The sequence below is a fragment of the Candidatus Palauibacter scopulicola genome, assembly GCF_947581915.1.
Lineage (GTDB): Bacteria > Gemmatimonadota > Gemmatimonadetes > Palauibacterales > Palauibacteraceae > Palauibacter > Palauibacter scopulicola.
Genome location: NZ_CANPWG010000067.1, coordinates 56723 through 82439, shown reverse-complemented (window position 1 = coordinate 82439; position 25717 = coordinate 56723). Strand labels below are relative to the sequence as shown.

Here is a 25717-nt window from a genome sequence, read left to right as displayed (position 1 = left end):
TTTTGGATGATCTTGCCACGGCCTCAATGAAATAACGCCTGGAGGGCGGATGGTGTATCGGTGGGCTACCCGCGCCGAACGGCCGCGGCGTATTGTCGGAGCCGTGAGTACCACGAGCCGCACGCTGAGCTTTCGCGCGATTCTGGGCCCCGGAGGTCTCGAGCGGGACCGGTCGATCGAGATCGCGCCGGACGGAACGATCCGCGCGATCCGGGCGACTCGCGCCGGCGACGTCCCCCGGGACGGAGGGCTCGCGGTCCCCGGCATGCCGAACGCGCACTCGCACATCTTCCAGTGCGCACTGGCCGGCTTCGGCGAGGAGGCGCGGGGGGACGATTCCTTCTGGAGTTGGCGCCGGGCCATGTACCGGCTCGCCAACTCCATCACCCCGGAGCAACTGTTCGCCGTCGCCCGGCACGGGTACGCCCGCATGCTGCGCGCCGGCTTCACGCACGTGGTGGAGTTCCACTATCTGCACCACGGTCCGGACGGCGCGCGCGGTCCCGAGACGACGCAGGCCGTGCTCGCGGCGGCCGCGGAGGTCGGCCTTCCCATCAGTCTCCTGCCCGTCTACTACCGGACCTCCGGTTTCGACGGAGCCGCGCCTCACGCCGGACAGCGCCGCTTCGCGCACGACTCGGTGGACGAGTTCATGGCCACGGTCGAGGCGCTGGGCCCCGCGGTGGCCGGCGTGGCGCCGCACTCTCTCCGCGCGGTGCCCACGGCCGACCTCGCCGAACTCGTGGCGGCGGTCGACGCGACGCTGGGTCCCGAAGCGCCCCTGCACATCCACATCAGCGAGCAGGAACTCGAGGTCGAGGAATGTCTCGCGGTGCGCGGCTACACGCCGGTCGATCTCCTCGCGGACACCGTCGAACTGGGCCCGCGCTGGAGTCTCGTCCATGCGACGCACACCACGGAGGCGGAGCGCAACCGGCTCTGGAGCGCGGGTGCGCGGGTCGTCCTGTGCCCGATCACGGAGGCCCACTTGGGGGACGGGATCTTTCCCGCCCGCGAGCACTTCCTCGCCGGTGGCGCGGCCGCCGTCGGCTCCGACGCGAATGTCCGCATCTCCGCCATCGAGGAGGCGCGGCAACTCGAATACGGGCAGCGCCTGCGGGATCGCAGAAGGGCCCGTCTGGCCACCGAAGCGGGCACCGGGCCGGTCGTCTGGTCGTGGCTCGCGGAGGGCGGCGGCGAGGCGGCGGCGGCCCGATCCGGCCCGGCGGGCGGCGTTGGCCCGCCGGCACGGCTGGGGCGAATCGAACCCGGTTACCGGGCGGACTTCGTCGTCCTGGACCGGGAAGGTCCGCACACCCTGGGACACGATTGGGAGACCCTCATGGACGCGTGGCTCGTGGCGGGCGACGAGCGGGACATCGAGGCGGTGTACGTCGCGGGCGAACGACGCGTCGAGCGTGGCTCGATGGCGGGCGAGGCCGAGATCCGATCCGCTTTCGGGCAGGCGATGCGGGAGATCCGGCGGGCGATCTGACGCCGGCTTAGTACCCGGCCCCCCGTCCGCGTTCAGGCGGTGCTCAGGCGGCCGCCCGCTCCAGCTCCATCGACCACTCGCCGCGCGTCGCGAGGCCGTTCATGCGCGCGCGGTGCGCAAACGCCGCCTGCGCCGCCATGCCGTTCTCGGCGGCACCACCCCAGGCCTGCAGCGGCGCGGCCTGCAGCGCCCGCCCGTACGAGAAGCTGAGGTTCCACGGCGTGTCGAACCCCGCGTTCATCGCGTTCAGGTGGGCGGTGGCCTCGATGTCCGACTGCCCTCCCGACAGGAAGACGATGCTCGGAACCGCCGCAGGCACCGCCCGCTTCAGGCAGCGCACCGTCTTCTCGGCGACCTCCTCGGCCCCCGCCTGATCGGCGCACAGCTTGCCCGACAGCACCATGTTGGGCTTCAGGACCGAGCCTTCCAGCAGCACGCGCTGGTGGAAGAGGGCCATGTACACCTGCTTGAGCGTGGCTTCGGTCGCCTCGAAGCAGCGGTCGATGTCGTGGTCGCCGTCCATCAGCACTTCCGGCTCCACGATCGGCACGAGTCCCTGCTCCTGGCTGAGCGCCGCCATCCGGGCGAGCGCGTGGGCGTTCGCCCCGATGCAGTAGGCGCTCGGGATGGAGCGGTCTCCGCCCCGCCCGATGTCGATGACGGCGCGCCACTTCGTGAACCGCGCCCCGAGTTCGTAGTACTCCGCCAGCCGCTCGCGCAGCCCGTCGAGTCCTTCGGTCACCTTTTCGCCCGGCGCCCCCGCGAGGTCATGCGCCCCCCTGTCGATCTTGATCCCCGGGATCGACCCGGCATCGGAGAGAAGCTGGACGAGCGGCGTGCCGTCGGCCGCCGCCTGCCGCAGCGTCTCGTCGAACAGGATGACGCCCGAGATGCACTCGCTCAGCGCATCGCTCGTCCGGAAGAGCAGTTCCCGGTAGTCGCGCCGGTTCTCCTCGGTCGATTCGACGCCGATGCCGTCGAAACGCTTCCGGATCGTTCCCGAGCTTTCGTCGGCGGCCAGGATCCCTTTGCCCTTGGCCCCCATGTCTTCCGCCACCTGGACGAGCTGCTCCCTCATAACGGTTCCTCCGCCCTCATTCCGGGCCGGACTTCAGTGTTGGACGCGATCCACGCGTCGGATATTCCGGGACATGAAGAGGGGCGTCAACGGGGTTGCCCCCGCGACGCCCCCCGGACGCCGGAACGGAACAGGGCTGCGGGTCAGGTCGGGTCGACGGGATCGTCCTCGAGCGTCCAGACCACCGGCGTGACCGGCGTGGCCGACTGGTTGAAGATCATCTTCTCGATGCCGGGACCCGGCTCGGTCGTTTCCAGGTGCACCGCCCGGAAGTCATAGCAGCCGGCCTCGACCGTGAAGTCCCGCTGGCCGCCCGGCTGGATCGTCCCCTCGACGGGATGGTCGGTGCCGAAGAGATCCGAGCCCCAGTCCGACGTTCCGCACGGTCGCGCGAAGAAGTAGATCACCGGGCCGAGCAGCCGGTTGACCACGCGCACCGTGGACGGGCTCTCGAACGTGGGCTCCGGAACTACGGGGTCGCTGTCACCGCACGCCGCCAGCGACAATCCGATCGCCACGACGGCGAAGATGGCATACCGCTTCTGTTTCACGCACCACATCTTGCATTCCTCCATGGCCGCTGTGCCGGGCCGCGCCGCGACTGCCGGGTCCGCGCACGGTCCGCGCCTCGTTCGGCCGGACGATAAACCTCCGGAAAGATACATCGGAGCGGGGTGCAGTCCACCCGGCGCCGACGCGGGGTTTGCCACGGACTGCCGTAGCGTCTCATTCGCGCTGCACCGATCTTACAAGAGAGAACGTGTGAACCCCCTCGCGAGCGACACGGCCCGGCGACGTGAACGACGTGAACGGCAGACCTTCCGTCTGGTTCCATACCTTCGGGTGCAAGGCGAACCAGTACGACACCGAACGCATCCGCCAGGAACTGGAACTCCGCGGCGCGGAGACCGCTCTCCACGCGGACGCGGCGGATGTCGCCGTGATCAACACGTGCACCGTGACGAACCAGGCGGACGCCAACGCGAGGCGACTCGTGCGCCGCCTGCGCCGCGAGCGTCCGGATCTCCGCATCATCGTCGCCGGCTGTTCAACCTCCTTCCGTGAAGCCGAGTACCGCGCGCTGGAAGAGGCGAATGGCGTCGTGCCCGGACACGACCCCGCCGCCGTCGCGCAACTCCTGCCGCAACTGGGAGACTTCGCCACGGCCGATGCCGTCACCGCCGGCGGCTCGGAGGCTTCGTTCGCCCCCCTGCGGCGCAATGCGCGCGGCACCCGCGCCTGGCTGAAGATTCAGGACGGGTGCGATCGAAAATGTTCGTTCTGCGCGACCCGGATCGCGCGCGGCGCCTCGGTCTCGCGCCCGGTCGACGAGGTGGTGGCGGAGGCCGCGACCCTCGCGCGCGCGCACCCGGAACTCGTGATCACGGGGATCCACATCGGCCATTACGGGAAGGATCTCGATCCTGAGCCCCGGCGCGGCGGTCCCGACACCCCCGTCAGCCTCGCCACGCTGTGCGAACGGCTGCTCGAGGACGTCCCCGCCCGGTTCCGCCTCTCCTCCATCGAGGCGACGGAGATCGACGACCGGCTCGTGGATCTGCTCGCGGCGGCGGACGGACAGCTGGCGCCCCACCTGCACGTGCCGCTGCAGAGCGGGTCCGACCGGGTGCTTCGTCTCATGCGCCGCTGGCACACGCGGGAGGCGTATCGTGCCCGCGTGCTCGCGATCGCCGAGCGCCTCGGCGCGGCCGATTCCGGCGCGTTCGGTCTCGGCGCGGACATCATCGTCGGGTTCCCGGGAGAGGGGGAGGAGGAGTTCGAGGAGACGCGGGCGCTCGTGGAGGAGTTGCCCTACACCTACCTGCATGTGTTCCCCTATTCGGTGCGAGACGGAACCGTGGCGGCGAGTCTCCCGGACCGGATACCCGGAGACGTGGCGGCGGCCCGCTCGCGAACGCTGCGGGACCTCGGCCTCCGCAAGGGCCGGGCCTATGCCGAAACGCGCGTGGGTACGATGGCCGACATCGTCGTGGAGGGCCGGGACGACCGCGTTGCCGGCGTGACCGGCGACTACCTGCGGGTCGATCTTCTCGGCCGAGCGACCCCCGGCGATCGCTTCGCCGCGCGCCTGCGGGGGCGCGCCGACCGGCTGACGGCCGAGGTGCCAGCCAACGCGCGAACGGCCGCTGCCGTCCAGCCGTCGGCGGCCACGGTCTGAGGTCCGCGCCTCAGCTCTCCGAGCGTCCGCCGGGGATGGTGCGCGGACTCACGAGCGACTCGCCGCCGTCGACGACGATCACCGTGCCCGTGATCCAGTCTCCCGCAGGCGAGCAAAGGAAGGCGATCATCTGCCCGATGTCGTGCGGGTGCCCCAGCCGCCCCGCCGGGATGAAGCGCTCCGCGAACCCGGCGCCGGAGCGCACGCCGAACATGTCGACTTCGTCGCTCGGGGGAGCCTCGAACGCCTTCTTCACGCCCTCCGTCGGGATCGGACCGGGCGCCACGGCGTTCACGTTGATTCCGTCCCGCGCCCACTCGATGGCGAGCGTTCGGGTCAGGGCGTCCACCCCCGCCTTCGCCGCCGTCGCGTGGGCCATGAGGGGCCAGCCCCGGTAGTGAATGGTCATCGAGATCGACACGATGCGCCCGTACCCCTGCTCGGCCATGACGGGGTAGACCGCGCGGCAGGCGTGGAAGGTGCCGAACAGGTCGATCTCCACCACGGCGCGCCAGCCGTTCGGCGACAGCTCGGCCGTCGGCGCGTAGAAATTGCCCGCCGCGTTGTTCACGAGGATGTCGATCGACCCGAGCGCGTCCCGGGTCTCGCGCACCGCCGCTTCGAGCGCCGCCGGTTCGCGCACGTCCCCGACCGTCGGGAGCGTCCGCACCCCGTGCGTCGAGGCGAGGCGTTCCGCCGCCCGCACGACCCGCTCCTCGTTGCGGCTGAATACGCCCACGGAGGCGCCGGCCGCCGCGAGGCACTCCGCGATCCCGTATCCGATGCCGCTCCCGCCGCCCGTGATGAGCGCCGTGCGGCCCGCGAGGACATCCGGCGCGAAGAGCGCGCCGGCTCCCGATGCTCCGTCCATGGTCTCCGTCCTAGCGGAACATGCTGCGGGCGACGAACCACACGTTCGCGGGCCGCTCGGCGAGGCGACGCATGTACCACGGGAACCACGCCCCCCCGTAGCTGATCAGCACCCGCAGTGGGGTTCCGTTGCCCACGAGCCTCCTCTGCTCCCGCCGTCCGATCCCGTACAGCATTTCGATTTCGAACCGGCTGCCATCGAGACCCGCCGCCCCCGCGTCCGCGGAAAGCGGCCCGATCATCGCCGGATCGTGCGTCCCGAGCCCGAGGAAGCCATCTCCTCCGCTCCCGAGGTGGTCGATGAGGCGCCGCGCGAGGGCCAGGAAGCTCTCGTCCACGTCCCGCTTGTCCGGAAAGGCGATCTCGGCCGGTTCCGCGTACGCCCCCTTCACGAGCCGGATGCGAGGGCCGAATTCCATGATCGATTCGAGGTCGTCCGCGGTCCGCCGGAGGTAGGATTGGATGCAAAGCCCGACGTTCACGTGCCGGTGCCGGACCGCGCGGTAGAGGGAGAGGGTCGCCTCCGTGTAGAACGACCCCTCCATGTCGATCCAGAGCGTGCCGCGACCCTCGGGACCTCCGGCGCGCGCCGCGAGTTCCCCCACGTTCTCCACCGCCAGGTCCGGGTCCTGGTCGAGTCCGAGGTGGGTGGGCTTGATCGAGACCTCCAGGTCGAGCCCCATCTCCTCCGCCAGGTCCATGGCCCGCACGTACTCGGCGACGGATTCCCGGGTCTCCTCCGCGGTCTCGACGTTCTCTCCCAGCGTGGTGACGAGGGTGGGAACGCCTTCTTCCCTCAGGCGGGCGGCCTCGCCGAGCGCGTCCTCCAGCGTCTCGCCCGGCATGAACTTGCGCACCGCGCGCCGCACGAAACGGCGCTCCGGCAGGCGCTGCGACAGCCACCGGTTCGTGGAAGCCCACAGCAGCACCTTCCGCATCGTCTCCATACGCGGCCGGTCCCCCCTCGAACTAGCTCCGCAACCCGGATTCGCCCGAATCGGAGACGTCGAACCCGATCCACATGCCCGTTACCGCGTGAGCCGGAACGGGGCACACGAGCGCGTACTCGCCGGCGGCGGAGGCCGTGAAGCTGATGCTCTCGGTGCCGCCGCCGGGGGCCGTGGCCTCCGTCATCGAAGTCGCGTTCGAGGTGACCGCGCCCTCGAAGACGGGCGTCGCGTCATCGAAGATCGCGGGGTAGCTCGCGGCCCGCTGGAGGACGCTGAAGCTGTGATAGTTGACGGGGTCCCGGTTCTCGAAGTTCACGGTAACGGCGTATCCGACCGGCACGACGACCGTGGCTTCGCCGTTTGCGTAGCCGTTGAAGTTCCAGCGGTTGTTCACGTCCGTCGAGCCCGCGACGAGGTCGATCGTCACGGTGCGCGCGCCGTCGTCCACCGAGATCCAGTCCACGGCCATCGCACCTGAAGCCGCCGCGGCCGCCTCCGTGGCGGAAGCCGTGGCGGGAGCCGGGGCGGGGGCCGGCGCCGGGGATGGCTGGTCGCTCTCGCCGCCGCCGCATCCGAACAGGACGAACGCGCCCAAAGCCGGTAGTGTCGATCGCTTCATCATTCTATTTGCTCCAGAGTTCTTCCGTGATGAGATTCCCAAGGCATGCGTCGGGGGTGCGTCCCCCCGGCCCGTCGCGAGCCTGCCGAGCCGGGCCGAGCGGAGCGCCCGGAATATACAGGATCTCGATCCCCCGGCTATGGCGGCGCGCGCCGGCGGAACCGCCGGGAAACTGGCGCGAGCCCCGGATGCGCCCCATACTGGTGCACTCTCGGTAGCTCGCGTATTTCCGGGACACGACACTAGCATTCAGGCGATTCCGGGGGACCCCCGTTCGATGGTCGCCACGACCCTTGCGCCGGCCAGACGTTCCTGGCCACGGGCTGCAAGGCGCGAGATCCGCTCCTTGAACGACAACCCCCCGTTTCCCGACGCCCCTCGATTCAAAGAGTTGGTGCATTGACGAACAACACACCACAGCCCCGCGGCGGCTCCCCGCGCGGGGGCGGAGGTCAGCCCGGCGGCAAGGGACCGTCCAGGGGCCGGGCCAAAGGGTCCGGTGGCCACGGCGGAAAGGGCCGGAACCGGCGCCGCCGCTCGCGCGGACGCCGCAACCGGAAGGGACAGGGCTCGCCGCCGCAGCAGTCCGGCCAGCAGGCTGCGGTAGCCGAAGTTCCGGAAGGTCCGAAGGACGGCTACCTGGGGCTCATCGAGCGGCTCGGTAACGGCACGGGGTTCATCCGCCGCCAGCACGCCGGGTATACCCCGAGCGACGACGACATCTACGTGAGCCCGAAGATCGTTTCCCGCTACGACCTGCGGACGGGAGACGAGATCTGCGGCCAGGCCGGGCGCCCTCCACGCCCCGGCAAGAGCCCCCCGCTCCGGTATCTCCACACCGTGAACGGCCACCCCCCCGACCAACTCGGACCGCGCCGGCAGTTCGACCGCCTGAGCGCGATGCACCCCGACCGGCGTCTGCGGCTGGAGTGCGGGCTCGAGCGCCGCGGCCAGCCCGACTACACGAACCGGATCATCGACCTCATCTGTCCCATGGGGATGGGTCAGCGGTCGCTCATCGTCGCGCCCGCCAAGGCCGGCAAGACGATGGTTCTGCAGGCGATCGCCGAGGGCATCTCGAAGAACCACCCCGATTCCACGATCCTCATCCTCCTCGTCGACGAGCGTCCGGAGGAAGTGACGGAGATGGAGGCGACGGGGCTCGGCGAGGTCACCGCCTCGAGCTTCGACCACCGCGCCGAGCGTCACGTGCAGGTCGCCGAGATCACGCTCGAGCGCGCGCGGCGCCTCGCGGAGATGGGGCAGGACGTCGTCCTCATCCTCGACTCGATCACGCGGCTGGCGCGTGCGTACAACACGACGGAGGAGGGAAGCGGCCGCACGCTCACGGGCGGCATCGACGCGAACTCCCTCGAGAAGCCGAAGCGCTTCTTCGGCAGCGCGCGCTGCGTCCCGGAGAGCAAGGGCGGCGGATCGCTCACGATCGTCGCGACGGCGCTCGTCGACACCGGTTCCCGCATGGACCAGGTGATCTTCGAGGAGTTCAAGGGGACGGGGAACAGCGAACTCGTCCTCGACCGGGACCTGTCGGACCGCCGGATCTTTCCCGCGATCGATCTCAACTCCAGCGCGACGCGGCGGGAGGAACGCCTGATGAGCGACGACGAACTCCTCGTCGCGCAGGCGATGCGGCGCGAACTCAGCACCTATCCGCCCGTCGAGGCCATGCAGGAAGTCCTCGGCCTCATGCGGCAGACCGACTCGAACGAGGAACTCGTCTCGAAGCTGCGCCAGCGGATCTAGCAGCCCGCCGCAGCTAGCCTTCCGCTTCCGCCTCCGCGCGCTCGCGGGCGCGCTTCTTCTCTCTCCGGGCGAAGTTCAGCGCCTCGTACGCCACGGCGAGGATGAGACCGAGTTCACGCTGGTCGAGCTCCGCGCGCTGAAAGATGTTGCGGAAGCTCCGCATCTTCGGCGCCGGGTCGATGCCGTGGAAGAGGCCGACCTCCCCCATCGCCCGCTCCCAGATACCGAAGAACTCCTCCAGTTCGCCGTGCAGGGCCGGCGGGGTCCGGCGCCGCCGCTTGCCCTGCAGGTCGCGCGCCTCCCAGTCGGCCGGGCCCAGCGCGGCCTTCCGCAGTTCGTAGAAGATGATGACGGCCGCGTGGGCGAGGTTCATCGACGTGTGGTCCGGGTTCGTGGGGATGCACACGAGTCCGTGACAGAGGTCGAGCGCCTCGTTGGAGAGGCCTCGGTCCTCGCGGCCGAACACGACGGCGAGCCGCCCCTCGCGCCCTCCGGCGGGGCCGGTGAATTCCGTCGCCGCGCCCTCGGGACTCCACCACTCGTGGCGGGTGGAGCGGCGGCGGGCGGTCGCGCCGAGCACGTAGCTCGCATCGGCGAGGGCGGACGGGAGGTCGTCGAAGATGCGGATGCGCTCCACGACGTCCTCCGTGTCGTGCGCGATCCCGGTGATGCGCCAGGCATCGAACTCCGCGGGGTTCACGAGTCGCAGACGCGACAGCCCCATGTTCTTCATCGCGCGAACCACGAGCGCGACGTTGACGACATCCTGTGGCTCGTGGAGGACGATGGATGTCCGGTCGAGCCGGGCGCGCCCCCCGGTCACGCCCGGGTCAGACCGTCCGGGCGCGAGCCCTTCCACTTGCGCCCGCGGCGCGGACGAAGCGCGGGATAGCCGGTCTCGCCGCAGACCGGGCAGGTCTCGGTGTAGGCGCCGATCGCGTCGCCGCAGACCGCGCAGTGCACGCCGACCTCATTGGGCGCGAACGACAACGGCTCGCCGCACTTCTGGCAGGTCTGGTCGGACCGCCCCACGGGGTCGCCGCACTCCGGGCAGTCCATCCGGGTGTCGTCGCGCTGGTCGCCGATCGGATCCTCCTCTTCGCGCGCCCCGCCCGGAGCACCGCGGGCCGGGTGACGGTAGTTTCAGCGGAACACGGCCGTGCCGCGGCACACAAAGCTACGGTGGAGAGCGGTTTTGGGGCAGGACCGGATCGACAGGGTCGGCAACGCGGCCGGCGGCGCGGTCGGCGGCGGGTCCGAGGCGGAGGACCGGACGCACCTCGGGCCGGCAGTCTGGATCTGCGGCGGGCTGATGATCGCGATCGGCCTCACGACCTCGATCCTCCTCCTGCGCGACTTCCAGTCCGACAGCTACCTGTATCTCGCCTTCTACTCCATCCCGGCGAACACGGCGATCTCGGTCTTCCCCCACGAGCCCGTCCTCATCTACTTCGGGAAGGTGGCGGACCTGTGGCTCGCCGCCGCGTGGGCCACGCTGGGCACGGCCATCGCGGGGATCATGGATCACCTCGTCTTCGTCCCCCTCCTCAACCTCCAGAACATCCGGGCCTACAAGCGCAAGAGGTTCTACCGGACGGCGATCTCCTGGTTCATGAGGTGGCCCTTCGCCACGATCGTGGCGACCGGCTTCGCGCCCATCCCCTTTTTCCCCTTCAAGTTCCTGGCGTTCTCGGTCCGGTATCCCATGTGGAAGTGGGTCGCGGCGCTGGTGGTCGCCCGTTTTCCCCGCTATTACCTTCTCGCTCTACTCGGAGCCACGATTCCGATCCCGAACTGGGTGCTGATCGCATGCGTCGCCGTGGTCTTCGCGATGTACCTCGTGAAGGCCGTCCCCGCGGGGGTCAAGCGATGGAGGGGTTGAACGGATGCCGAACATCTCCGGAGCCATGGCCGCACGCATGCTCGCCCGGGGCATCCGGAACCGGATCCGGAACAAGCCGCTCTCCGTCTCGTTCGAGATCACGCACGCCTGCACGGCGAACTGCTGGCACTGCAACTGGGGCGGGCCGATCAAGGAGGAGCGCCTCGGGGCCGAGGACTACGCGGCGATCTGCCGCGAGCTTCGGCCCGTCGTGTCGCACGCTTCCGGGGGAGAGCCGCTCGCGCGCGGAGACGTGTACGACATCGTCGATGCGATGACGAACAAGGGCGGGCTGCCCTGGATGATCGTGGTCACGAACGCGTCGAACCTCACGCCGGAACGCTTCTTCCGCCTCAAGGACAGCGGGATGCACCAGTTGTCCACCTCGCTCGACTTCCCGGACGAAAGGCACGACGAGTTCCGCCGCATCCCCGGCCTGTTCGACCGCATGGCCCGCGTGGTGCCCGAGATCCGCCGCCAGAGCACGGACACGGACGACATCCTGCTCAACGTGTGCATCACCGCGTGGAACTACCGGGACATCGGAGACATGGTGCGCGTCGCGAAGGACTGGGGCGTGCCGATCAACTTCTCCGTCTACACGCACCTGCGGGTGCAGGATCGGGACGGGCTCATCGAGGGGGACGGGCTGGACGGACTGGCGGAGAGCCTGCAGGAGGTCATCGACCTCCGCAACGCCGGCTATCCGGTCTACACGACGCCTCGCGTGCTGTGGAAATTCCACCGGTTTCTGACGGAGGGAGGGATCCCCGGGTGCCAGGCGGGACGCCGCTTCCTCGTCATCAACCCCGACGGCCGGCTCACGCCGTGCGCGATGGTGATGGCGTACTTCGACCGTCAGGAGGACATGCTGGAGAAGTTCACGAAGCAGAACACGTGCCAGCAGTGCTACATCTCCACGCGGGCCAACACCGAGAAGAGCTTCAAGGAGTTCGTGCAGGACAACTCCGACGCTTTCTTCAAGCTGCTCGCCCCCTGGCGCGCCTGACCCGCCGGGAGATCCGCCGGGGGGCGCGCACCGGCCGCCTGCACCAGCAGCCCGCAGCTTTGACACGGGACGGGGTCGCGGGGTAACATCGCTGGCCCTTTGAGGGGACCGTTTCGGGGCGGTAGCTCAGCTGGCCAGAGCGCTGCGTTCACATCGCAGAAGTCGGGGGTTCAAGTCCCTCCCGCCCCATTGCAGCACACGATTGCAGCACACGATCACAGAAAACGGCAGCGCGCGGGCGTAGCTCAGTTGGTAGAGCGTCAGCTTCCCAAGCTGAAGGTCGCCGGTTCGAGACCGGTCGCCCGCTTTTTCCCGGCGCGGGCCGCCGGCGTCAGGCGCGGGCTGCCGGCGTCAGGCGCCGTCTCCCTCGGCCCGGGCGCCGGAGAAGGTTCCCGTCATCATGGCCGGCATTCCTTCCGGACCCGCCTCGAAGGTGCCGCTGACCTCGTCCTCCGCCATCGTCCCCTCGAAGACGAACTCGCCCGCCTGCCCCTGCTCTTCGATGCGCACCGTGAAGCTGAAGGCGTCTCCGTCGACCGAGATGTCGGACATTTCCTCGGTTCGGCTCTGTCCCGCCGCGGCGAGCGTGAAGCTTCCCGCGTAGGTGCCATCTTCCGCCATCTCGACCGTCCAGGTCATTGACATTGCGGGGGCTCCCGGCATGTCGGGCATATCCGCGGTGGCTTCCCACGTCCCGACGAGCCACGACTCCTGCGCCTGCACGGCCGCGTAGGAGGCGGCCATCGCCGCGGCCGCTACAATCCCCGCCAGTCCGACCCGGAACCGTCCGATCCTCGTCATCGCTTCTCTCCCTCACGCGACCGCCCGCAACGCCGCCGCCGATCTGAAACGTTTCTTCAATGCGAAGCTCGAAGGTGCCGGTCGCCGCGGCACCGGACAACCTATCCTCGGGCGGTGGTTTCTACGGGGAGCGCCCTCACGCGTCGGAGGGGGGCGCACTCGTGCGTCCGGTCCGGGAGGCAAGCGATGCAGGCGATGAGAGTTTCATGGTTCGCGGTGCTCTCGGTGGCGTTCGCCGCCTGTGGCACCGGCACCGAGGTCGCGCGCGGCCCGCAGGTGGTGACCGACAGGATCGGCGACACGGTCGTCGTTCGCACCCTGTCGGGGAGCGTGTGGGGCGGGGACGCGACGCTCGTTCCGGAGCTGTCGATCGGCGAGGTGGAGGGCCCCGACGAATATCTCTTCGGCCGCATCGGGTCCATCGCGGTGGACGACGACCGCAACGTCTACGTGTTCGACCAGCAGGCCCGGGAAGTCCGCGTATTCGGCCCGGAGGGCGGCTACATGCGGACGCTGGGCGGGCCCGGACAGGGCCCCGGCGAGTTGCAGCGGCCCGAGGCCATGGCCGTGCTTCCCGACCGGCGGATCGTCGTGCGCGATCCGGGCAATGCGCGCCTGCAGGTCTACGGCCCCGACGAGGAGTCTTTGGAGGAATGGCCCTATGTCCCCGCCTTCTATTCGAACCAGCCGCTGTGGACGGATGGTCGGGGGAGGATGTACGTGGCGGCCCGCGACCCTTCCGTAGCGACCGGGTTCGGCCGCGCCTTGCTGGCCGTCTTCGACCCCGATGGAGCGCCCCGCGACACGGTGGCGCCGCCGCACGGCGACTTCGAGGGCGAGACCGTCACGGGAGAAAGAGACGGTGCGAGGGCGACATACGGAGTCCCGTTCGCGCCGCGGGCGATCTGGGTGGTCCACCCCGGCGGACACTTCGTCAGCGGAATCTCGTCGGACTATGCCATCGACCTGGGGTTTTCGGATGGCGTCCTCCGAATCGAGCGCGCGCACGAGCCCGCCCGCGTCTTCCCGCGCGAAGCGGAGCATGCCCGCGCCCAGACCGAGCGCGGCATCGGAATGACCGTCCCGGGCTGGACGTGGGACGGACCCTCCATCCCGGACACGAAGCCGCCCTTCACCGGGCTCTACCCCGGACGGGACGGCCGGATATGGGTGCGGGTCGCCACCGAGGCGCAGGAGGTCGAGAACGAGGACCACGACCCGGAGAGCCCGTTCTCCACGCCCTTCGTGTGGCGCTCTCCGCTCCGCTTCGATGTATTCGAAGCCGACGGGACCTACCTGGGAGCCGTGAATCCGCCCGAGGACTTCTCCGCCAACCCCTTCCCCGTGTTCGATGGCGACGACGTGTGGGCCGTAAGCCGCGACGACCTCGGCATCCAGCGCGTCGTCCGCTACCGAATCACCCTCCCCCCCGACACCTGAACCGCCCGACCTTAATGGAATCGCGGCTCCGGGCGCATTACCTTGCCCTCGGCGCGGAGCCTCGATGCGCGGGTAACAGCGTCATCCGGAGGGGTGGCAGAGCGGCTAAATGCACCGGTCTTGAAAACCGGCGGGCGCAAGCCCACGTGGGTTCAAATCCCACCCCCTCCGTTTTGAAGAAGGGCGTAAGCCCACGTGGGTTCGAACCGAGCGACCGAAGGGAGCGAGCTCGGCGAGCGAAGCGAGCCAATCCCACCCCCACCCTCCGGATTGCTATCAACGCTAGCAGGCCGTTACTCTTGTCGCCATCAGGAGGCATGGAGCATGGCGAACATCACCATCCGTAACCTTGACGACGACATACGGGCCCGCCTGCGCGTGCGCGCGGCGGGTAAAGGCCGTTCCATGGAAGAAGAGGTGAGGCAGATCCTGCGCAAGGCCGTCGGACCTGCACCGAGATCCAGAGATCTCACGAGCATCATCCGTTCGCACTTCGGGCCATCGAACGGCGTGGACCTGGAGTTGCCACCGCGGGAGTCAGGGCGCGAGCCGCCTTCCTTCGAGTGAGCCCGCGGGCGATGACCACGCTGCTCGACACGAACGTCGTCTCCGAACTGATCCGGAAGTCGCCCGAGCCCGCCGTTGCGGCCTGGGCCTCGGGCCATTTCGTGGAGGACTTGTTCCTTTCCGCGGTGAGCGAGGCGGAGTTGCGCTACGGCGTGGCGCTCCTCCCGGTGGGCCGCCGTCGCGACACGCTGTTGTTCGAGGTCGAGACCATGCTTCGGGATGCCTTCGAGGACCGGGTGCTCCCCTTCGACAGCGATGCCGCTCGCGCGTACGGCCACATTGCGGCCAGGCGCCGCTCCTCCGGGCGTCCCGTTTCGCCCGCGGACTGTCAGATTGCGGCGATTGCGGCATCCCGCCGCATGGCGGTGGCGACGCGCAACGTTCGTGATTTCGAGGGCATGGGCATCGAGATCGTGGATCCCTGGGGCGGGACTTGAGCGCCACGACCGAAGCCTCCCCATGTCAGGCCTTCCGCGTCGCCGTATTATCTCCCCCCAACACGGGATGAGGGGCGGTATGAGGTCGATCCCACGATGCCATGACGGGATCTTTCCGTCCTGAGACCAGACGAGAGGCGGGAGGAGCATTCGCTTGATCCACACCGGTGCAACGAGGCGCGTCGTCATCACGGGTGTCGGGATGGTTACGCCCATCGGTCTCGATGTGGACTCGACCTGGGACGCGCTCCTCCGGGGCGTGAGCGGCGCGGGTCCGATCACGCTCTTCGACCCCTCGGGTCAGGCCGTCCGCTTCGCCTGTGAGGTGAAGGGTTTCGATCCCCTTGAGTACCTGGACAGGAAGGGGGCGCGCCGCGCGGACCGGTTTCTGCAGCTCGCCATTGCCGCGGGCTCCCAGGCCATGGAACAGGCGGGGTTCGGCGATGGGCTCGCCCACCTGCCCCCGGATCGGACGGGGGTCGTCGTCGGCGTCGCCGTCGGCGGGCTCCCGTTGCTGGAGGCGCAGCACAGGAAGCTCTTGTCGAAGGGACCGCGATTCGTCTCCCCCCTGCTCATCCCGATGTTCATCCCGGACATGACGGTCGGACTCCTGTCCATCGTGTACGGGGCGCGCGGCCCGAACTACGCGACCGTGTCCGCCTGCGCGTCGAGCGGCCACTCGCTCGGCCTCGCCTTCCGCTCGATCCGGCGGGGAGAGACGGATGTGATGATCGCCGGGGGCACGGAGTCCGCCATCACTCCGCTCGCGGTCGCCGGCTTCGCGTCGATGGGGTCGATGTCGACGCGCAACGACGACCCGGAGAAGGCCTGCCGCCCCTTCGATGCTCGGCGAGACGGTTTTGTGCTGGGGGAGGGCTCCGGGATGCTGATTCTCGAGGAACTCGAGCATGCGAGGGCGCGCGGCGCACGAATCCTGGGGGAGATCGTCGGTTTCGGGCAGAGCGCGGACGCGTATCACATGACGGCTCCAGCTCCGGATGGCGTCGGCGCCCGGCTGGCCATGCAGCAGGCGATCGAAGACGCCGGCCTCGCACCCGGCGACATCGGCTACATCAACGCGAACGGGACCGCGACGCCGGTCGGGGACGCCGCCGAGACGAAGGCGATCAAGGAAGTGCTGGGCGAACACGCGCGATCCACGGTGGTGGGCGCGACGAAGTCGATGACGGGTCACCCGCTGGGGGCTGCCGGGGCCATCGAGGCCGTGATCTCCATGATGGTCTGCAGGCACGGCGTCATCCCGCCCACGATCAACTTCGAGGAGGCGGACCCCGAGTGCGATCTCGAATACGCCCACGGCGGCCCCATCGAGCGCCCTGTCCCGGTCGCCCTCTCCAACTCGTTCGCCTTCGGCGGGCACAACGCCTGCCTCGCAATCCGCCGCTGGAACGGCGAGTAGCGCCAACCCGCGGCACCGTTCGCGCCACGCATGTCCGACGAGCTTGGTCGATTATTTGCCAGATATATGGCATCAATCGTATGGTTCTACCATATCACAGGTCCGCAGCCCGGTTGAGAGTCCGATGAAAACCACGCTTAACTTGAACGATGAGATTCTCAGGAGAGCGAAAATGAGAGCGGCACACGAGGGCATCTCGCTAACCCGATTCGTCGAGGACGCGTTGCGCACGAAACTGATGGACGACCGCCGGAAGGATCCGGCCTTCAAACTTGAACTCAAGACGGTGCAGGGGGACGCACCGCCCAAGGTCGACATCTCCGATCGAGAGGCGCTCTACGATGTCCTGGATCGCTCGTGATCGCCGTCGACACCAACGTTCTGATCTATGCGCATCGGGCCGAGATCGAATTTCACACGGTCGCTGCCCGGGAGTTGATTACGCTCGCCGAGGGCGCGGCTCACTGGGGCCTGCCCATCTTCTGCGCGGTGGAATTTCTGCGGGTCGTCACCCACAGGCGGGTCTTCAGCCCACCGTCGACGTTGGAGCAGGCCGTGGATTTCCTCGAAGGCGTCGTCGCTTCGCCGAGCTGCCGCGTCGTCCTGCCCGGCGCCGGCTTCCTCGATCTGCTGGCCGCCACTTCCCGCGGGGCCGCCGCTCGGGGGAATCTGCTGTTCGACGCGCAAACCGCCGCGCTGTGCCGGGAGCATGGGATCTCCGCAATTCTCACCAACGACCGCGACTTCGAGCGTTTCGACGGCCTCGAAGCGCGCTATCTCGAGAGAGCGGGGTCCTGAGGCCCCGTTCCCGCGATTGCAGCGGGTGGTTACTCGGTGCCGAAGAGGCGGGCGTGGAGTTGGACGTTGTGGTCCGCGATGAGCTTTGGAACCTCGATCGCGTTCGCCACGAGCCAGGCGAAGGTGCCGACGCCCCACACGATGCCGATGGCGTAGAAGGTCCACGCGCGGCGCACGAAGTCGTCGAACCCGCCCGACACATCGGCCATTTCGGCTGACGCGAAGCCCACGAAGAGCCAGAGCATGGCGCCGGCCATGACGACGGAGAACAGAAGTTGGGCCAGCGCCTGTCCGCGTCGTCCGAGATAGAAGTTGTGGGCGCCCACGACGCCGAACACCACGAGGAGAATGTACGCCACGAGCGGCGTCTGCTTCTTCGCTTCGTATTCGACCATCCGACGATCCATCTTCCGGCCTCCGTTTTCGGCAGGGGATACCGCCAATGTCGCAGCGTGGCCCGGGCCCGGCGACACCGGAGCGCCGCTCGGGCGGCAACGCCTTGCGGGTCGTGCGGCCCGCGGGCGACAATGCGCCTCGCGCCGGCAGCGCGGCTTTGCCACGGGTCGCCGGGCTTGGCCAGCACAAGTCCCGCGCGGACCACACTTCCGAAACACGCGAAGAGGCTTCGATATGCGCCACCCGACATCGTCCGCCAGCGTCGCCATCCTCGGCGCGGGGAATATCGGGCGCGCCATCGCCGAGGGACTCGTGGCCGCGGGTTCGCACGCTCCGGCGGAGGTCCACGTCACGCGCCGCCACACGGAGAGGGTAGCGGATCTCGCGGGACGGGGGTTCCCGGTGTCGTCCGACAATCCGGGCGCCGTGACCGCCTGCGACACGGTGATCGTCGCGGTCCAGCCACAGGCCCTCGATGCGGTGCTGATGGAGATCGCCCCGCACGTGGAGGCCGGGCGCCACCTCCTGGTGTCCGTCGTCTCGGGGGCGTCGATCGCGGCGATTCGTCGGCACATGGGCCCCGACGTGGCGATCGTTCGCGCCATGCCCAACACGGCGGTCGCGCTGCGCGAGTCGATGACGTGTCTCGCGGCGGAACCCGCCCACGCCGGGGCCCTCGACCGCGTGGCGGCGCTGTTCCGGGCCGTCGGAGCCACGCTCGTCGTGGAGGAGGAGCACATGGTGCCCGCCACGGCCCTCTGCGCCTGCGGCGTGGCGTTCTTCCTGCGGGCGGTGCGCGCCGCCTGCCAGGGCGGCATCGAGATCGGCTTCCACCCCGACGAAGCGCTCCGGATGGCGGCCCAGACCGCGCTCGGCGCCGCGGCCCTCGTCCGGGATCAGGGCCGTCACCCCGAGCGCGAGATCGACAGCGTGACGACGCCGCGCGGCTGCACGATCGCCGGCCTCAACGAAATGGAGCACCGCGGCTTCTCCTCCGCCTTCATCAAGGGGATCACGACCTCCGCCGTGAAGGCCGAGTCGCTCTATGCCGATGACTGATGACTGATCGGGGCCCGCCGTGACCGCGCAGACGCTCTACATCGTCGCCGTCCTGTGCCTCGTCATCGCGGGGACGGAATGGCTCGTGCGCCGGAGCTTCCTGCGGCACGGCGGCACCGCGCTGATGGTCATCATCTTCACCGCGATCATCGCGAACTTCGGCCTGCTTCCGACCTCCTCGACCGATACGAACCCGGTACCGGCGTACGACGCGATTTTCCGTACCGTTGCCCCACTCGCGATCGTGTGGCTCCTCCTGAAGGTCAACCTGCGCGACATCCTCCGCGCCGGATTGCCGATCATCACGCTCTTCCTCATCGGGTCGCTGGGGACCGTGGCCGGGGTGATCGCGGGCATGGCCCTCGTGGACGGGCCGGAGCGGATCGGTCCCCTGTTCGGGCCGCTGGGGGGGATGTTCACGGGCACCTACACGGGCGGCAGCGTGAACTTCAACGCGGTCGCGCTCAGATACGACGTCATGCGCGAGGGCGTGTTGTTCGGCGGCGCGTCGGCCGTGGACTCGATCATGACGACCGTGTGGATGGCCGCGACGATCGCGATTCCGCGCTGGCTGCGGCCGCACTGGCCGAAGTCCGTCCGGAGTTGGGTCGGGCCGGCGGACGCGGCGCCGGGTTCCGCCGACCGGGCCCCGGACCTCGGAGTCGACGAGGACACCGAGCGCGTGCACCCGGTCGATCTCGCCCTCGTCCTCGCGATCGGTTTCGGGACGCTGTGGGCCTCGCAGCGGCTGGAGGCCTGGACCGCGGCCATGGGCTTCCCGATCCCCGACATCCTGATCCTCACGGTGATCGCTCTCATCCTCGCCCAGTTCCGGGCCATCGCGGATCTCGCCGGCAGCCGCACGCTGGGCCTGTTCTCCGTCTACCTCTTCCTGTGCGTGATCGGCGCCCACTGCGACGTGCGGGCGCTCGCCGACATCGGCCCGCTCGGCCTGGCCCTCCTCGTCTTCACCCTCACGATCGTCGTCGTGCACGGGTTCATCACCTTCGGCGCGGCCCGACTCCTCCGGCTGGACGTGGACATCGCGGCCGTGGCGTCGCAGGCCAACGTGGGCGGCGGCACCTCCGCGCTCGCGCTGGCGCGCAGCCTCGGGCGCGGCGATCTCGTGCTCCCGGCCGTCCTGATCGGGTCGCTGGGCAACGCCGCCGGCACCTTCCTCGGACTGACGGTCGCGCGCGTGCTCCCTGCGCTGCTCGGATGAAGCCGTTGCCCTGATGATACGGAACCAGGAACGGAGGGCCCTCCCCATGCAGTTCCGAACGCTGACCGCCATCGCCGCCGCCCTCGTCTCGGCCCTCGCCTCGACCGTTTCCGGCGCGGCGGCTCAGAGCTACGACCTCGTCCTTGCGGGCGGGCGCGTGATGGACCCCGAGTCCGGTCTCGACGCGGTGCGCCACGTCGGGATCCGCGACGGGACGATCGCCGCGATTTCAGAGTCTCCGCTGGAGGGTGAGACCGTGGTCGACGTGTCCGGTCTCGTCGTCGCGCCGGGGTTCATCGACCTCCACGCCCACGGCCAGGACCTCTTCTCGAGCCAGTTGCAGGCGCAGGACGGGGTCACGACCGCGCTCGAACTGGAGGGCGGCACCGGCGACGTGGAGGAGTGGTACGCGAGCCGGGAAGGGCAGGCCGCCATCCACTACGGCGCCACCGCCTCGCACGGGGCGGCCCGCCGACTCGCCCTCGGCGGGCAGAGGCAAGCGGTCCGGCTCGCCGCCGACCTCGAGCAGGTGGCGGTCATGGAGAGCCGGCTGCGCGATGAACTCGGACGCGGCGCGCTCGGCCTCGGCTTCGGCATCGAGTACACGCCCGGGGCCCGGCGCGAGGAGATCCACCGCCTGTTCCAGCTCGCGGCGGAAGAGGGCGTGACGAGCTTCGTCCACGTCCGCTACGCCGGACTCGTCGAACCCGGAAGCTCGATCGAGGCCGTGCACGAGATGATCGCGAACGCGGCGTCGACGGGGGGCGGGGTCCACATCGTCCACATCGGATCGAGCGGCCTCGGACAGGTGCCGACGCTCCTCACCATGATCGAGGGGGCGCAGGCGAGCGGGCTGGACGTGACGACCGAGGTCTATCCCTACACGGCGGCCTCCACCGACATCCGGGCCGCGATCTTCGATCCGGGCTGGCGGGAGCGGCTCGGGGGCGACTTCAGCGACATCGAGTGGGACGCGACGGGCGAACGTCTGACGGAGGAGACGTTCAACGAGCGGCGAGAGGCCGGCGGCCGGATCATCGCCCACATCATTCCCGAGGAGATGTTCGAACTGGCGCTCGCCCACCCGCTCGTGATGGTGGCGAGCGATGGGGTTCCGTTCGTCAACGGCCAGGGACATCCGCGCGGGGCGGGGACCTTCGCCCGCGTGCTCGGCCGCTACGTGCGCGAGGAGGGTCTCCTCACCCTCATGGACGCGCTCCGGAAGATGACGCTGATGCCGGCGCAGCGGCTGGACGCCTATGTGCCGCAGATGGCGAACAAGGGCCGGATCCGGGTCGGGGCGGACGCCGACATCACCGTCTTCGACCCCGCCACCGTCATCGACAACGCGACCTTCCAGTCGCCCACGGAGCCGTCGTCCGGGATCGAGCACGTGCTCGTCGCGGGCACCTTCGTGGTCCGCGACGCGGAACTCATCGAGACCGCCCTCCCCGGCCAGGCCATCCGCCGCGACTGAGTCCGGCGGTCACGGCGTGGCGCCGGCCTCGGTGCCGGCCTCGGCGCCGACGCGTGCCAGCCGGCCCGAGATCTCCCGCAGCCGCAGCCACTGCTGGTAGTAGAAGGGGAGGGCCATCAGCGATTCCACGAACTGGAAGACGTACATGACGATGGCGAACACGGCGCCGTACTCGACGGTGCGCTCCGCCGAGATGCCGACCGCGAACACCAGCAGGCCCATCATGAGCACCCAGTTGATGCCGAAGGTGCCGGCCTCGAGGTCGGAGAGCCGGATATTCCACCGCGTCATGGCGCGCAGGTGCTCGCCGAGGCGGACGGGATCGCCGCTGTCGACGGCGTCGACCTGCCGCTCGTGCTCATCGTTGAGCCCCTCGTTGTAGCGCGTCGTCAACTTTCCCGTGAGCGCGTACAGGATGCCCGTGGCGACGGCGACGGCGAGGCAGCCCAGAAACACGGGAACGTTCAACGTCGAGAGGATCACGACGGTGCCGGCGAGCCCGATGGCGCTCGTGATGAGCTGGGGGAGGGAGTGCTCGAAGAACTCGACGATCTCCCGGAGCATCCCGAGCCGCGCCGTCCGGGTCGACGTGCTGCGCTCGGCGGTGGAGGCGACCATCTCCTCGCCCAGCCGGACGTAGATGCCGGCATAGGCGCGGCTGTCGACGACCCGGCGGCCGATCGCGATGAAGATCGTCCCGATCCCGAGTCCGGCGAGTTCGTACAGACCCCGCGTTGAGCCCGCGAGAACGCCGTCGATGGCGCGGCCGATGACGAGCGGGAAGAGCAGCCAGCCGGCGGACTCCAGCACGACCAGCGAGAGCGTGAGCGTGAGACGCCCGGCGAAACGCTTCAGCAGTACGTCCATGCGACCTCTGCCTGGGCTGGGGATTCTGTCGGCGGCGCTGCGGAACCGCTTATTCTTCGCGCCCAATATGAAACGGGGTCGGCCCCGGTGCCGACACGCCAACCTCGGAGGTCCGCTCCCATGTGCTCGATCGACTTGAGAATCCCTCTCCCCGACCTCTCGCGACGCGCGCGCGGCTTCCTCGTGGCGCTGATCCTTGCGGCGCCGGCGGCGGAGGCGCGCGCGACAGCCCCGATCCAGGAGCCGGCCGGCGATGCGGAGGCCGAGACCGCGCTCTACCAGTCGATGCGGTGGCGCAACGTGGGGCCGTTCCGCGGCGGGCGGGCCGTCGCCGCGGCGGGGGTCCCCGGCGACCGTCTCACGTACTACATGGGGACGGCGGGCGGCGGCGTATGGAAGACGTCCGATGCCGGCATCAGCTGGCATCCGGTGACGGACGGCTTCGTGGGCACCTCGTCCGTGGGCGCGGTGGCCGTCTCCGAATCCGACCCGAACGTCGTGTACGTCGGGATGGGCGAGCACTCGATCCGCGGCGTCACGACCTCGCACGGCGACGGCGTCTACCGCTCGACGGATGCGGGCCGCACATGGAGGCACATGGGCCTCGCCCCCACCCGCGTCATCTCCCGCATCCGCGTGCATCCCCGGGATCCGGATCTCGTCTACGTCGCCGCCCAGGGGTCGCCCTTCGCGCCGTCGCCGGATCGGGGGATCTATCGCTCGGCGGATGGCGGCGAGAACTGGGAACTCGTCCTCCACGTGGACGAGAACACGGGCGCCTCGGACCTCGCGATGGACCGCACGAACCCGCGCATCCTCTACGCCTCCATGTGGGACCACGACCGCGAGCCGTGGTACATCCGGAGCGGCGGGCCCGGCTCGGGCTTCTGGAAGTCGACGGACGGCGGAGACACGTGGGAGGAGATCAACGCGGGCCTGCCCGATCTCATGGGGAAGACGGCGATCGACGTGTCTCCGGCCGACCCCGACCGGGTGTGGGCGCTGATCGAGGCGGACGAGGACGTGGACGGCGTCTACCGCTCGGACGACGGCGGGAACACCTGGTCGCTGACGAGCTCGGAGCGCCAGCTGCGCGGGCGAGCCTGGTACTACATCGAGCTGTACGCGGACCCGCTGGACCGCGAGACCGTCTACGTGATGAACTCGCCCTTCCTCAAGTCGATCGATGGCGGGCGGAGCTGGGAGACGATCCAGACGCCGCACGTCGATCACCACGACCTGTGGATCAACCCGTTCGATAGCGAGGTCATGCTCTCCGCCAACGACGGGGGAGGGACGGTCACCTTCAACGGCGGCGAGACCTGGTCCACGCAGGAGAACCAGCCCACGGCGCAGATCTACCGGCTCGCGGTGGACAACCGGTTCCCGTACCGCATGTACGGGGGACAGCAGGACAACACGAGCGTGGGCATGCTGGGCTGGGCGACGCACGCCGGCGGGCTGGGCTGGAAGGACTGGATCGACGCGGGGGGCGGGGAATCGGCCTGGGTCGCCTTCGATCCCGACGACCCGCGCTACCTGTACGCGACGTCGATCCAGGGGATCATCACGGAGCTGGACACGGAACTCGGCTCCGCGCGCAGCGTGCAGGCGTACCCGCAGTTCCAGCTCGGGATGGATGCCGAGGACATGCGCTACCGCTGGAACTGGAACGGTCCGGTCGTCGTGTCGCCGCACGACCCGAGCGTGATCTACCACGGGGCGCAGCACCTGTTGCGGTCGAGCGACCGCGGGGTGACGTGGGAGGAGATCTCGCCCGACCTCACGCGGAACGAGCCGGAGAAGCACGTGGCGGCGGGCGGGCCGTTCACGAACGAGGCCGCGGGAGGCGAGGTCTACAACACGATCATGGCGATGGCGGAGTCGCCGCTGGAGGCGGGGACGATCTGGGTGGGAGCGGACGACGGCCTCGTCCACGTGACGCGCGACAACGGAGAGACGTGGATGGACGTCACGCCGGACGGGATGCCGGAGGGGATGGTGAATTCCCTCGACCCGTCGCCGCACGAGCCGGGTGGCGCCTACATCACGCTCGCCCGCTACAAGTTCGACGACTTCGCGCCCTACATCTACACGACCGCGGATTACGGCGAGAGCTGGGAGCGCATCGACGCCGGGATCGGGGCGGACCGCTCCGACGCCTGGGCCCGGGTCGTGCGCGAGGATCCCGCGCGCCGCGGGCTGCTCTACGCCGGGACCGAACTCGGGATGTACGTGAGCTTCGATGACGGGGCCTCGTGGCGGAGCCTGGACCTGAACATGCCCCTCACGCAGATCACCGACCTGCAGGTGCAGGCGGGGGATCTCGCCGTGGCGACGCAGGGGCGCGGCTTCTGGGTGCTCGACGACCTCGCTCCGCTGCGGCAGCACGCCGAGGCCGAGGCGGCGGATGGGCACTACCTCTACACGCCCTCCACGGCGTACCGCGTGAGCGCGGGGCTCGGGGGCCCCGTGGGCCCGACGACATCGGGACAGAACAAGACGCCGGGCGTGGCGATCGACTACGTCGTGGACGCCCCGCCGCGGGAGCCGGGAGCCGGGGAAGCGCCGGACTCGCCGGGCTCTTCGCTCGTGCTGGAGATCCTCGACGCGGGGGGCGCGGTGATCCGCACGTTCACCACCGATACGGCAACGACGGCCTTGGGCGTCCGGCACTCGCGCGCGCCCGCCGCGCCGGGGCACAATCGGGTGTACTGGGACCTGCGCGTGGAGAGTGGGCCGCGGGTTGCGGAGTCGTACGCCTTCTTCGGAGACGCGCCCGGTTACCGCGTCATGCCGGGGGCGTACAGCGCCCGCCTGACGGTGGGCGACGCGCCGGCACAGACCCGGCCCTTCGAGGTGCGCGGGGATCCGCGGATCGCGATTTCCGAGACGGATTTCGCCGCGAACGGGCGCTTCCTGGAGTCGGTGTTCGGGGCGATCGTGGACCTCCACACCGGTCTGAACGACATCCGGGACGTGCGCGCGCAGGTGAACGCGGTAGTCGGGCAGGCGTCCGAGGCCGGCCTCTCCGGGGCGGAGGCGCTCGGAGCGGCGGGCGCCGCGCTCGCCGATTCGATCACCGTGCTGGAAGACCGTCTGTTCCAGAAGCGGCGGGCGGCGCAGCAGGACATGGTCGCCTACGAAGGGCTGCTGAACATGCAGTTGGCGGCGCTCATGGGTGAGGTGGATGGCTCCGACCTGCCTCCCCGCGCCGGCGTGCTGGAGCGCTGGGGCGACCTGGAGGCCGAGTGGGTGGTGGAGGAGGCCGCCCTCTCGCGGGTGCTCGGAGAGATGCTCGACGCGTTCAACCAGCTCGCGCGGGACTCGGGCGTCCCGGCGATCATCGCACGGAGCCGGCCGCGCGCCGTCTCGTAGGCCGCGCGC

25 protein-coding genes and 3 tRNA genes are annotated in these 25717 nt (G+C 69.5%); 18 read left to right on the top strand and 10 right to left on the bottom strand.

Features of this window, described 5'->3' with window-relative positions; translation table 11 throughout:
• Nucleotides 1-103: 103 nt before the first annotated feature.
• Nucleotides 104-1495: a formimidoylglutamate deiminase gene (hutF, locus tag RN743_RS14400; protein ID WP_310780844.1), complete on the top strand. Its 1392-nt coding sequence runs from the start codon at nucleotides 104-106 to the stop codon at nucleotides 1493-1495.
• 43 nt (nucleotides 1496-1538) lie between these two features.
• On the opposite strand, the gene RN743_RS14395 is transcribed toward hutF, so the two are convergent.
• Complete coding sequence (locus RN743_RS14395; RefSeq protein ID WP_310780842.1) at nucleotides 1539-2573, bottom strand: class I fructose-bisphosphate aldolase; 1035 nt, start codon at nucleotides 2571-2573, stop codon at nucleotides 1539-1541.
• 143 nt (nucleotides 2574-2716) lie between these two features.
• Nucleotides 2717-3124, bottom strand: a complete 408-nt coding sequence (locus tag RN743_RS14390) for a hypothetical protein (RefSeq protein ID WP_310780840.1) — start codon at nucleotides 3122-3124, stop codon at nucleotides 2717-2719.
• 254 nt (nucleotides 3125-3378) lie between these two features.
• Between RN743_RS14390 and RN743_RS14385 the strand changes: the two genes are divergently transcribed.
• Complete coding sequence (locus tag RN743_RS14385; protein WP_310780839.1) at nucleotides 3379-4752, top strand: MiaB/RimO family radical SAM methylthiotransferase; 1374 nt, start codon at nucleotides 3379-3381, stop codon at nucleotides 4750-4752.
• A gap of 10 nt (nucleotides 4753-4762) precedes the next feature.
• Here RN743_RS14385 and RN743_RS14380 read toward each other — a convergent pair whose 3' ends face one another.
• From RN743_RS14380 to RN743_RS14370, 3 genes are read right to left on the bottom strand one after another with little or no spacing between them, the layout of a single operon-like run.
• Entirely contained in the window at nucleotides 4763-5623 is an 861-nt protein-coding gene (locus tag RN743_RS14380; protein WP_310780838.1) for an SDR family oxidoreductase, read from the bottom strand.
• A 10-nt stretch (nucleotides 5624-5633) separates the two neighbouring features.
• A complete protein-coding gene (locus RN743_RS14375) occupies nucleotides 5634-6560 on the bottom strand; it encodes a proline dehydrogenase family protein (RefSeq protein ID WP_310780837.1) in 927 nt (308 codons plus the stop codon).
• 31 nt (nucleotides 6561-6591) lie between these two features.
• Entirely contained in the window at nucleotides 6592-7194 is a 603-nt protein-coding gene (locus RN743_RS14370; protein ID WP_310780836.1) for a sulfocyanin-like copper-binding protein, read from the bottom strand.
• 396 nt (nucleotides 7195-7590) lie between these two features.
• On the opposite strand from RN743_RS14370, the gene rho reads away from it, so the two are divergent.
• Nucleotides 7591-8955 (top strand): transcription termination factor Rho, encoded by a 1365-nt coding sequence (gene rho / locus RN743_RS14365; RefSeq protein WP_310780835.1) that lies wholly within the window; start codon nucleotides 7591-7593, stop codon nucleotides 8953-8955.
• A 13-nt stretch (nucleotides 8956-8968) separates the two neighbouring features.
• On the opposite strand, the gene RN743_RS14360 is transcribed toward rho, so the two are convergent.
• Nucleotides 8969-9778: a TrmJ/YjtD family RNA methyltransferase gene (locus tag RN743_RS14360; RefSeq protein ID WP_310780834.1), complete on the bottom strand. Its 810-nt coding sequence runs from the start codon at nucleotides 9776-9778 to the stop codon at nucleotides 8969-8971.
• Nucleotides 9775-10014, bottom strand: a complete 240-nt coding sequence (locus RN743_RS14355) for a zinc ribbon domain-containing protein (protein WP_310780832.1) — start codon at nucleotides 10012-10014, stop codon at nucleotides 9775-9777. The genes RN743_RS14360 and RN743_RS14355 overlap by 4 nt, the downstream gene beginning before the upstream one ends.
• 136 nt (nucleotides 10015-10150) lie before the next feature.
• On the opposite strand from RN743_RS14355, the gene RN743_RS14350 reads away from it, so the two are divergent.
• The 4 genes from RN743_RS14350 to RN743_RS14335 all read left to right on the top strand — a co-directional run bounded on the left by RN743_RS14350 (nucleotide 10151) and on the right by RN743_RS14335 (nucleotide 12153).
• Nucleotides 10151-10837 (top strand): hypothetical protein, encoded by a 687-nt coding sequence (locus tag RN743_RS14350; protein ID WP_310780831.1) that lies wholly within the window; start codon nucleotides 10151-10153, stop codon nucleotides 10835-10837.
• A 4-nt stretch (nucleotides 10838-10841) separates the two neighbouring features.
• On the top strand, nucleotides 10842-11846 hold the full coding sequence (locus RN743_RS14345) for a radical SAM protein (RefSeq protein WP_310780830.1): 1005 nt from the start codon (nucleotides 10842-10844) through the stop codon (nucleotides 11844-11846).
• Between the two features lie 115 nt (nucleotides 11847-11961).
• Nucleotides 11962-12035: transfer RNA gene (locus tag RN743_RS14340), tRNA-Val, on the top strand.
• 45 nt (nucleotides 12036-12080) lie between these two features.
• A tRNA-Gly gene (locus tag RN743_RS14335) sits at nucleotides 12081-12153 on the top strand.
• 44 nt (nucleotides 12154-12197) lie between these two features.
• Here the strand turns inward: RN743_RS14335 and RN743_RS14330 are convergent.
• Nucleotides 12198-12647, bottom strand: a complete 450-nt coding sequence (locus tag RN743_RS14330; protein ID WP_310780829.1) for a hypothetical protein — start codon at nucleotides 12645-12647, stop codon at nucleotides 12198-12200.
• Between the two features lie 186 nt (nucleotides 12648-12833).
• Here RN743_RS14330 and RN743_RS14325 point away from each other — a divergent pair, with 186 nt between their 5' ends.
• The 7 genes from RN743_RS14325 (at nucleotide 12834) to RN743_RS14295 (ending at nucleotide 17309) form a co-directional block, all read left to right on the top strand.
• Complete coding sequence (locus RN743_RS14325; protein WP_310780827.1) at nucleotides 12834-14087, top strand: 6-bladed beta-propeller; 1254 nt, start codon at nucleotides 12834-12836, stop codon at nucleotides 14085-14087.
• A gap of 87 nt (nucleotides 14088-14174) precedes the next feature.
• A tRNA-Ser gene (locus RN743_RS14320) sits at nucleotides 14175-14258 on the top strand.
• A 153-nt stretch (nucleotides 14259-14411) separates the two neighbouring features.
• The gene (locus tag RN743_RS14315) at nucleotides 14412-14654 is read left to right on the top strand and encodes a hypothetical protein (protein WP_310780826.1); all 243 of its coding nucleotides are present in this window, start codon (nucleotides 14412-14414) and stop codon (nucleotides 14652-14654) included.
• Nucleotides 14655-14665: 11 nt separating this feature from the next.
• A complete protein-coding gene (locus RN743_RS14310) occupies nucleotides 14666-15091 on the top strand; it encodes a type II toxin-antitoxin system VapC family toxin (RefSeq protein WP_310780824.1) in 426 nt (141 codons plus the stop codon).
• Between the two features lie 154 nt (nucleotides 15092-15245).
• Nucleotides 15246-16511 (top strand): beta-ketoacyl-ACP synthase II, encoded by a 1266-nt coding sequence (gene fabF, locus RN743_RS14305; protein WP_310780823.1) that lies wholly within the window; start codon nucleotides 15246-15248, stop codon nucleotides 16509-16511.
• A gap of 124 nt (nucleotides 16512-16635) precedes the next feature.
• On the top strand, nucleotides 16636-16872 hold the full coding sequence (locus tag RN743_RS14300; RefSeq protein ID WP_343219046.1) for a DUF6364 family protein: 237 nt from the start codon (nucleotides 16636-16638) through the stop codon (nucleotides 16870-16872).
• Nucleotides 16869-17309, top strand: a complete 441-nt coding sequence (locus tag RN743_RS14295) for a TA system VapC family ribonuclease toxin (protein WP_310780821.1) — start codon at nucleotides 16869-16871, stop codon at nucleotides 17307-17309. Before RN743_RS14300 ends, RN743_RS14295 begins: the two co-directional genes overlap by 4 nt.
• Before the next feature lie 29 nt (nucleotides 17310-17338).
• On the opposite strand, the gene RN743_RS14290 is transcribed toward RN743_RS14295, so the two are convergent.
• A complete protein-coding gene (locus RN743_RS14290) occupies nucleotides 17339-17716 on the bottom strand; it encodes a TM2 domain-containing protein (RefSeq protein WP_310780819.1) in 378 nt (125 codons plus the stop codon).
• 223 nt (nucleotides 17717-17939) lie between these two features.
• Here RN743_RS14290 and proC point away from each other — a divergent pair, with 223 nt between their 5' ends.
• From proC to RN743_RS14275, 3 genes are read left to right on the top strand one after another with little or no spacing between them, the layout of a single operon-like run.
• The gene (proC, locus tag RN743_RS14285) at nucleotides 17940-18764 is read left to right on the top strand and encodes a pyrroline-5-carboxylate reductase (protein ID WP_310780817.1); all 825 of its coding nucleotides are present in this window, start codon (nucleotides 17940-17942) and stop codon (nucleotides 18762-18764) included.
• Nucleotides 18765-18783: 19 nt separating this feature from the next.
• Nucleotides 18784-19986 (top strand): DUF819 family protein, encoded by a 1203-nt coding sequence (locus RN743_RS14280; protein ID WP_310780816.1) that lies wholly within the window; start codon nucleotides 18784-18786, stop codon nucleotides 19984-19986.
• Between the two features lie 46 nt (nucleotides 19987-20032).
• Nucleotides 20033-21463, top strand: a complete 1431-nt coding sequence (locus tag RN743_RS14275) for an amidohydrolase family protein (protein WP_310780815.1) — start codon at nucleotides 20033-20035, stop codon at nucleotides 21461-21463.
• A gap of 9 nt (nucleotides 21464-21472) precedes the next feature.
• Here the strand turns inward: RN743_RS14275 and RN743_RS14270 are convergent, their stop codons facing one another.
• Nucleotides 21473-22330 (bottom strand): ABC transporter six-transmembrane domain-containing protein, encoded by an 858-nt coding sequence (locus tag RN743_RS14270; protein ID WP_310780814.1) that lies wholly within the window; start codon nucleotides 22328-22330, stop codon nucleotides 21473-21475.
• A 120-nt stretch (nucleotides 22331-22450) separates the two neighbouring features.
• Between RN743_RS14270 and RN743_RS14265 the strand changes: the two genes are divergently transcribed.
• Nucleotides 22451-25708, top strand: a complete 3258-nt coding sequence (locus RN743_RS14265; protein ID WP_310780812.1) for a hypothetical protein — start codon at nucleotides 22451-22453, stop codon at nucleotides 25706-25708.
• Nucleotides 25709-25717 lie beyond the last annotated feature (9 nt).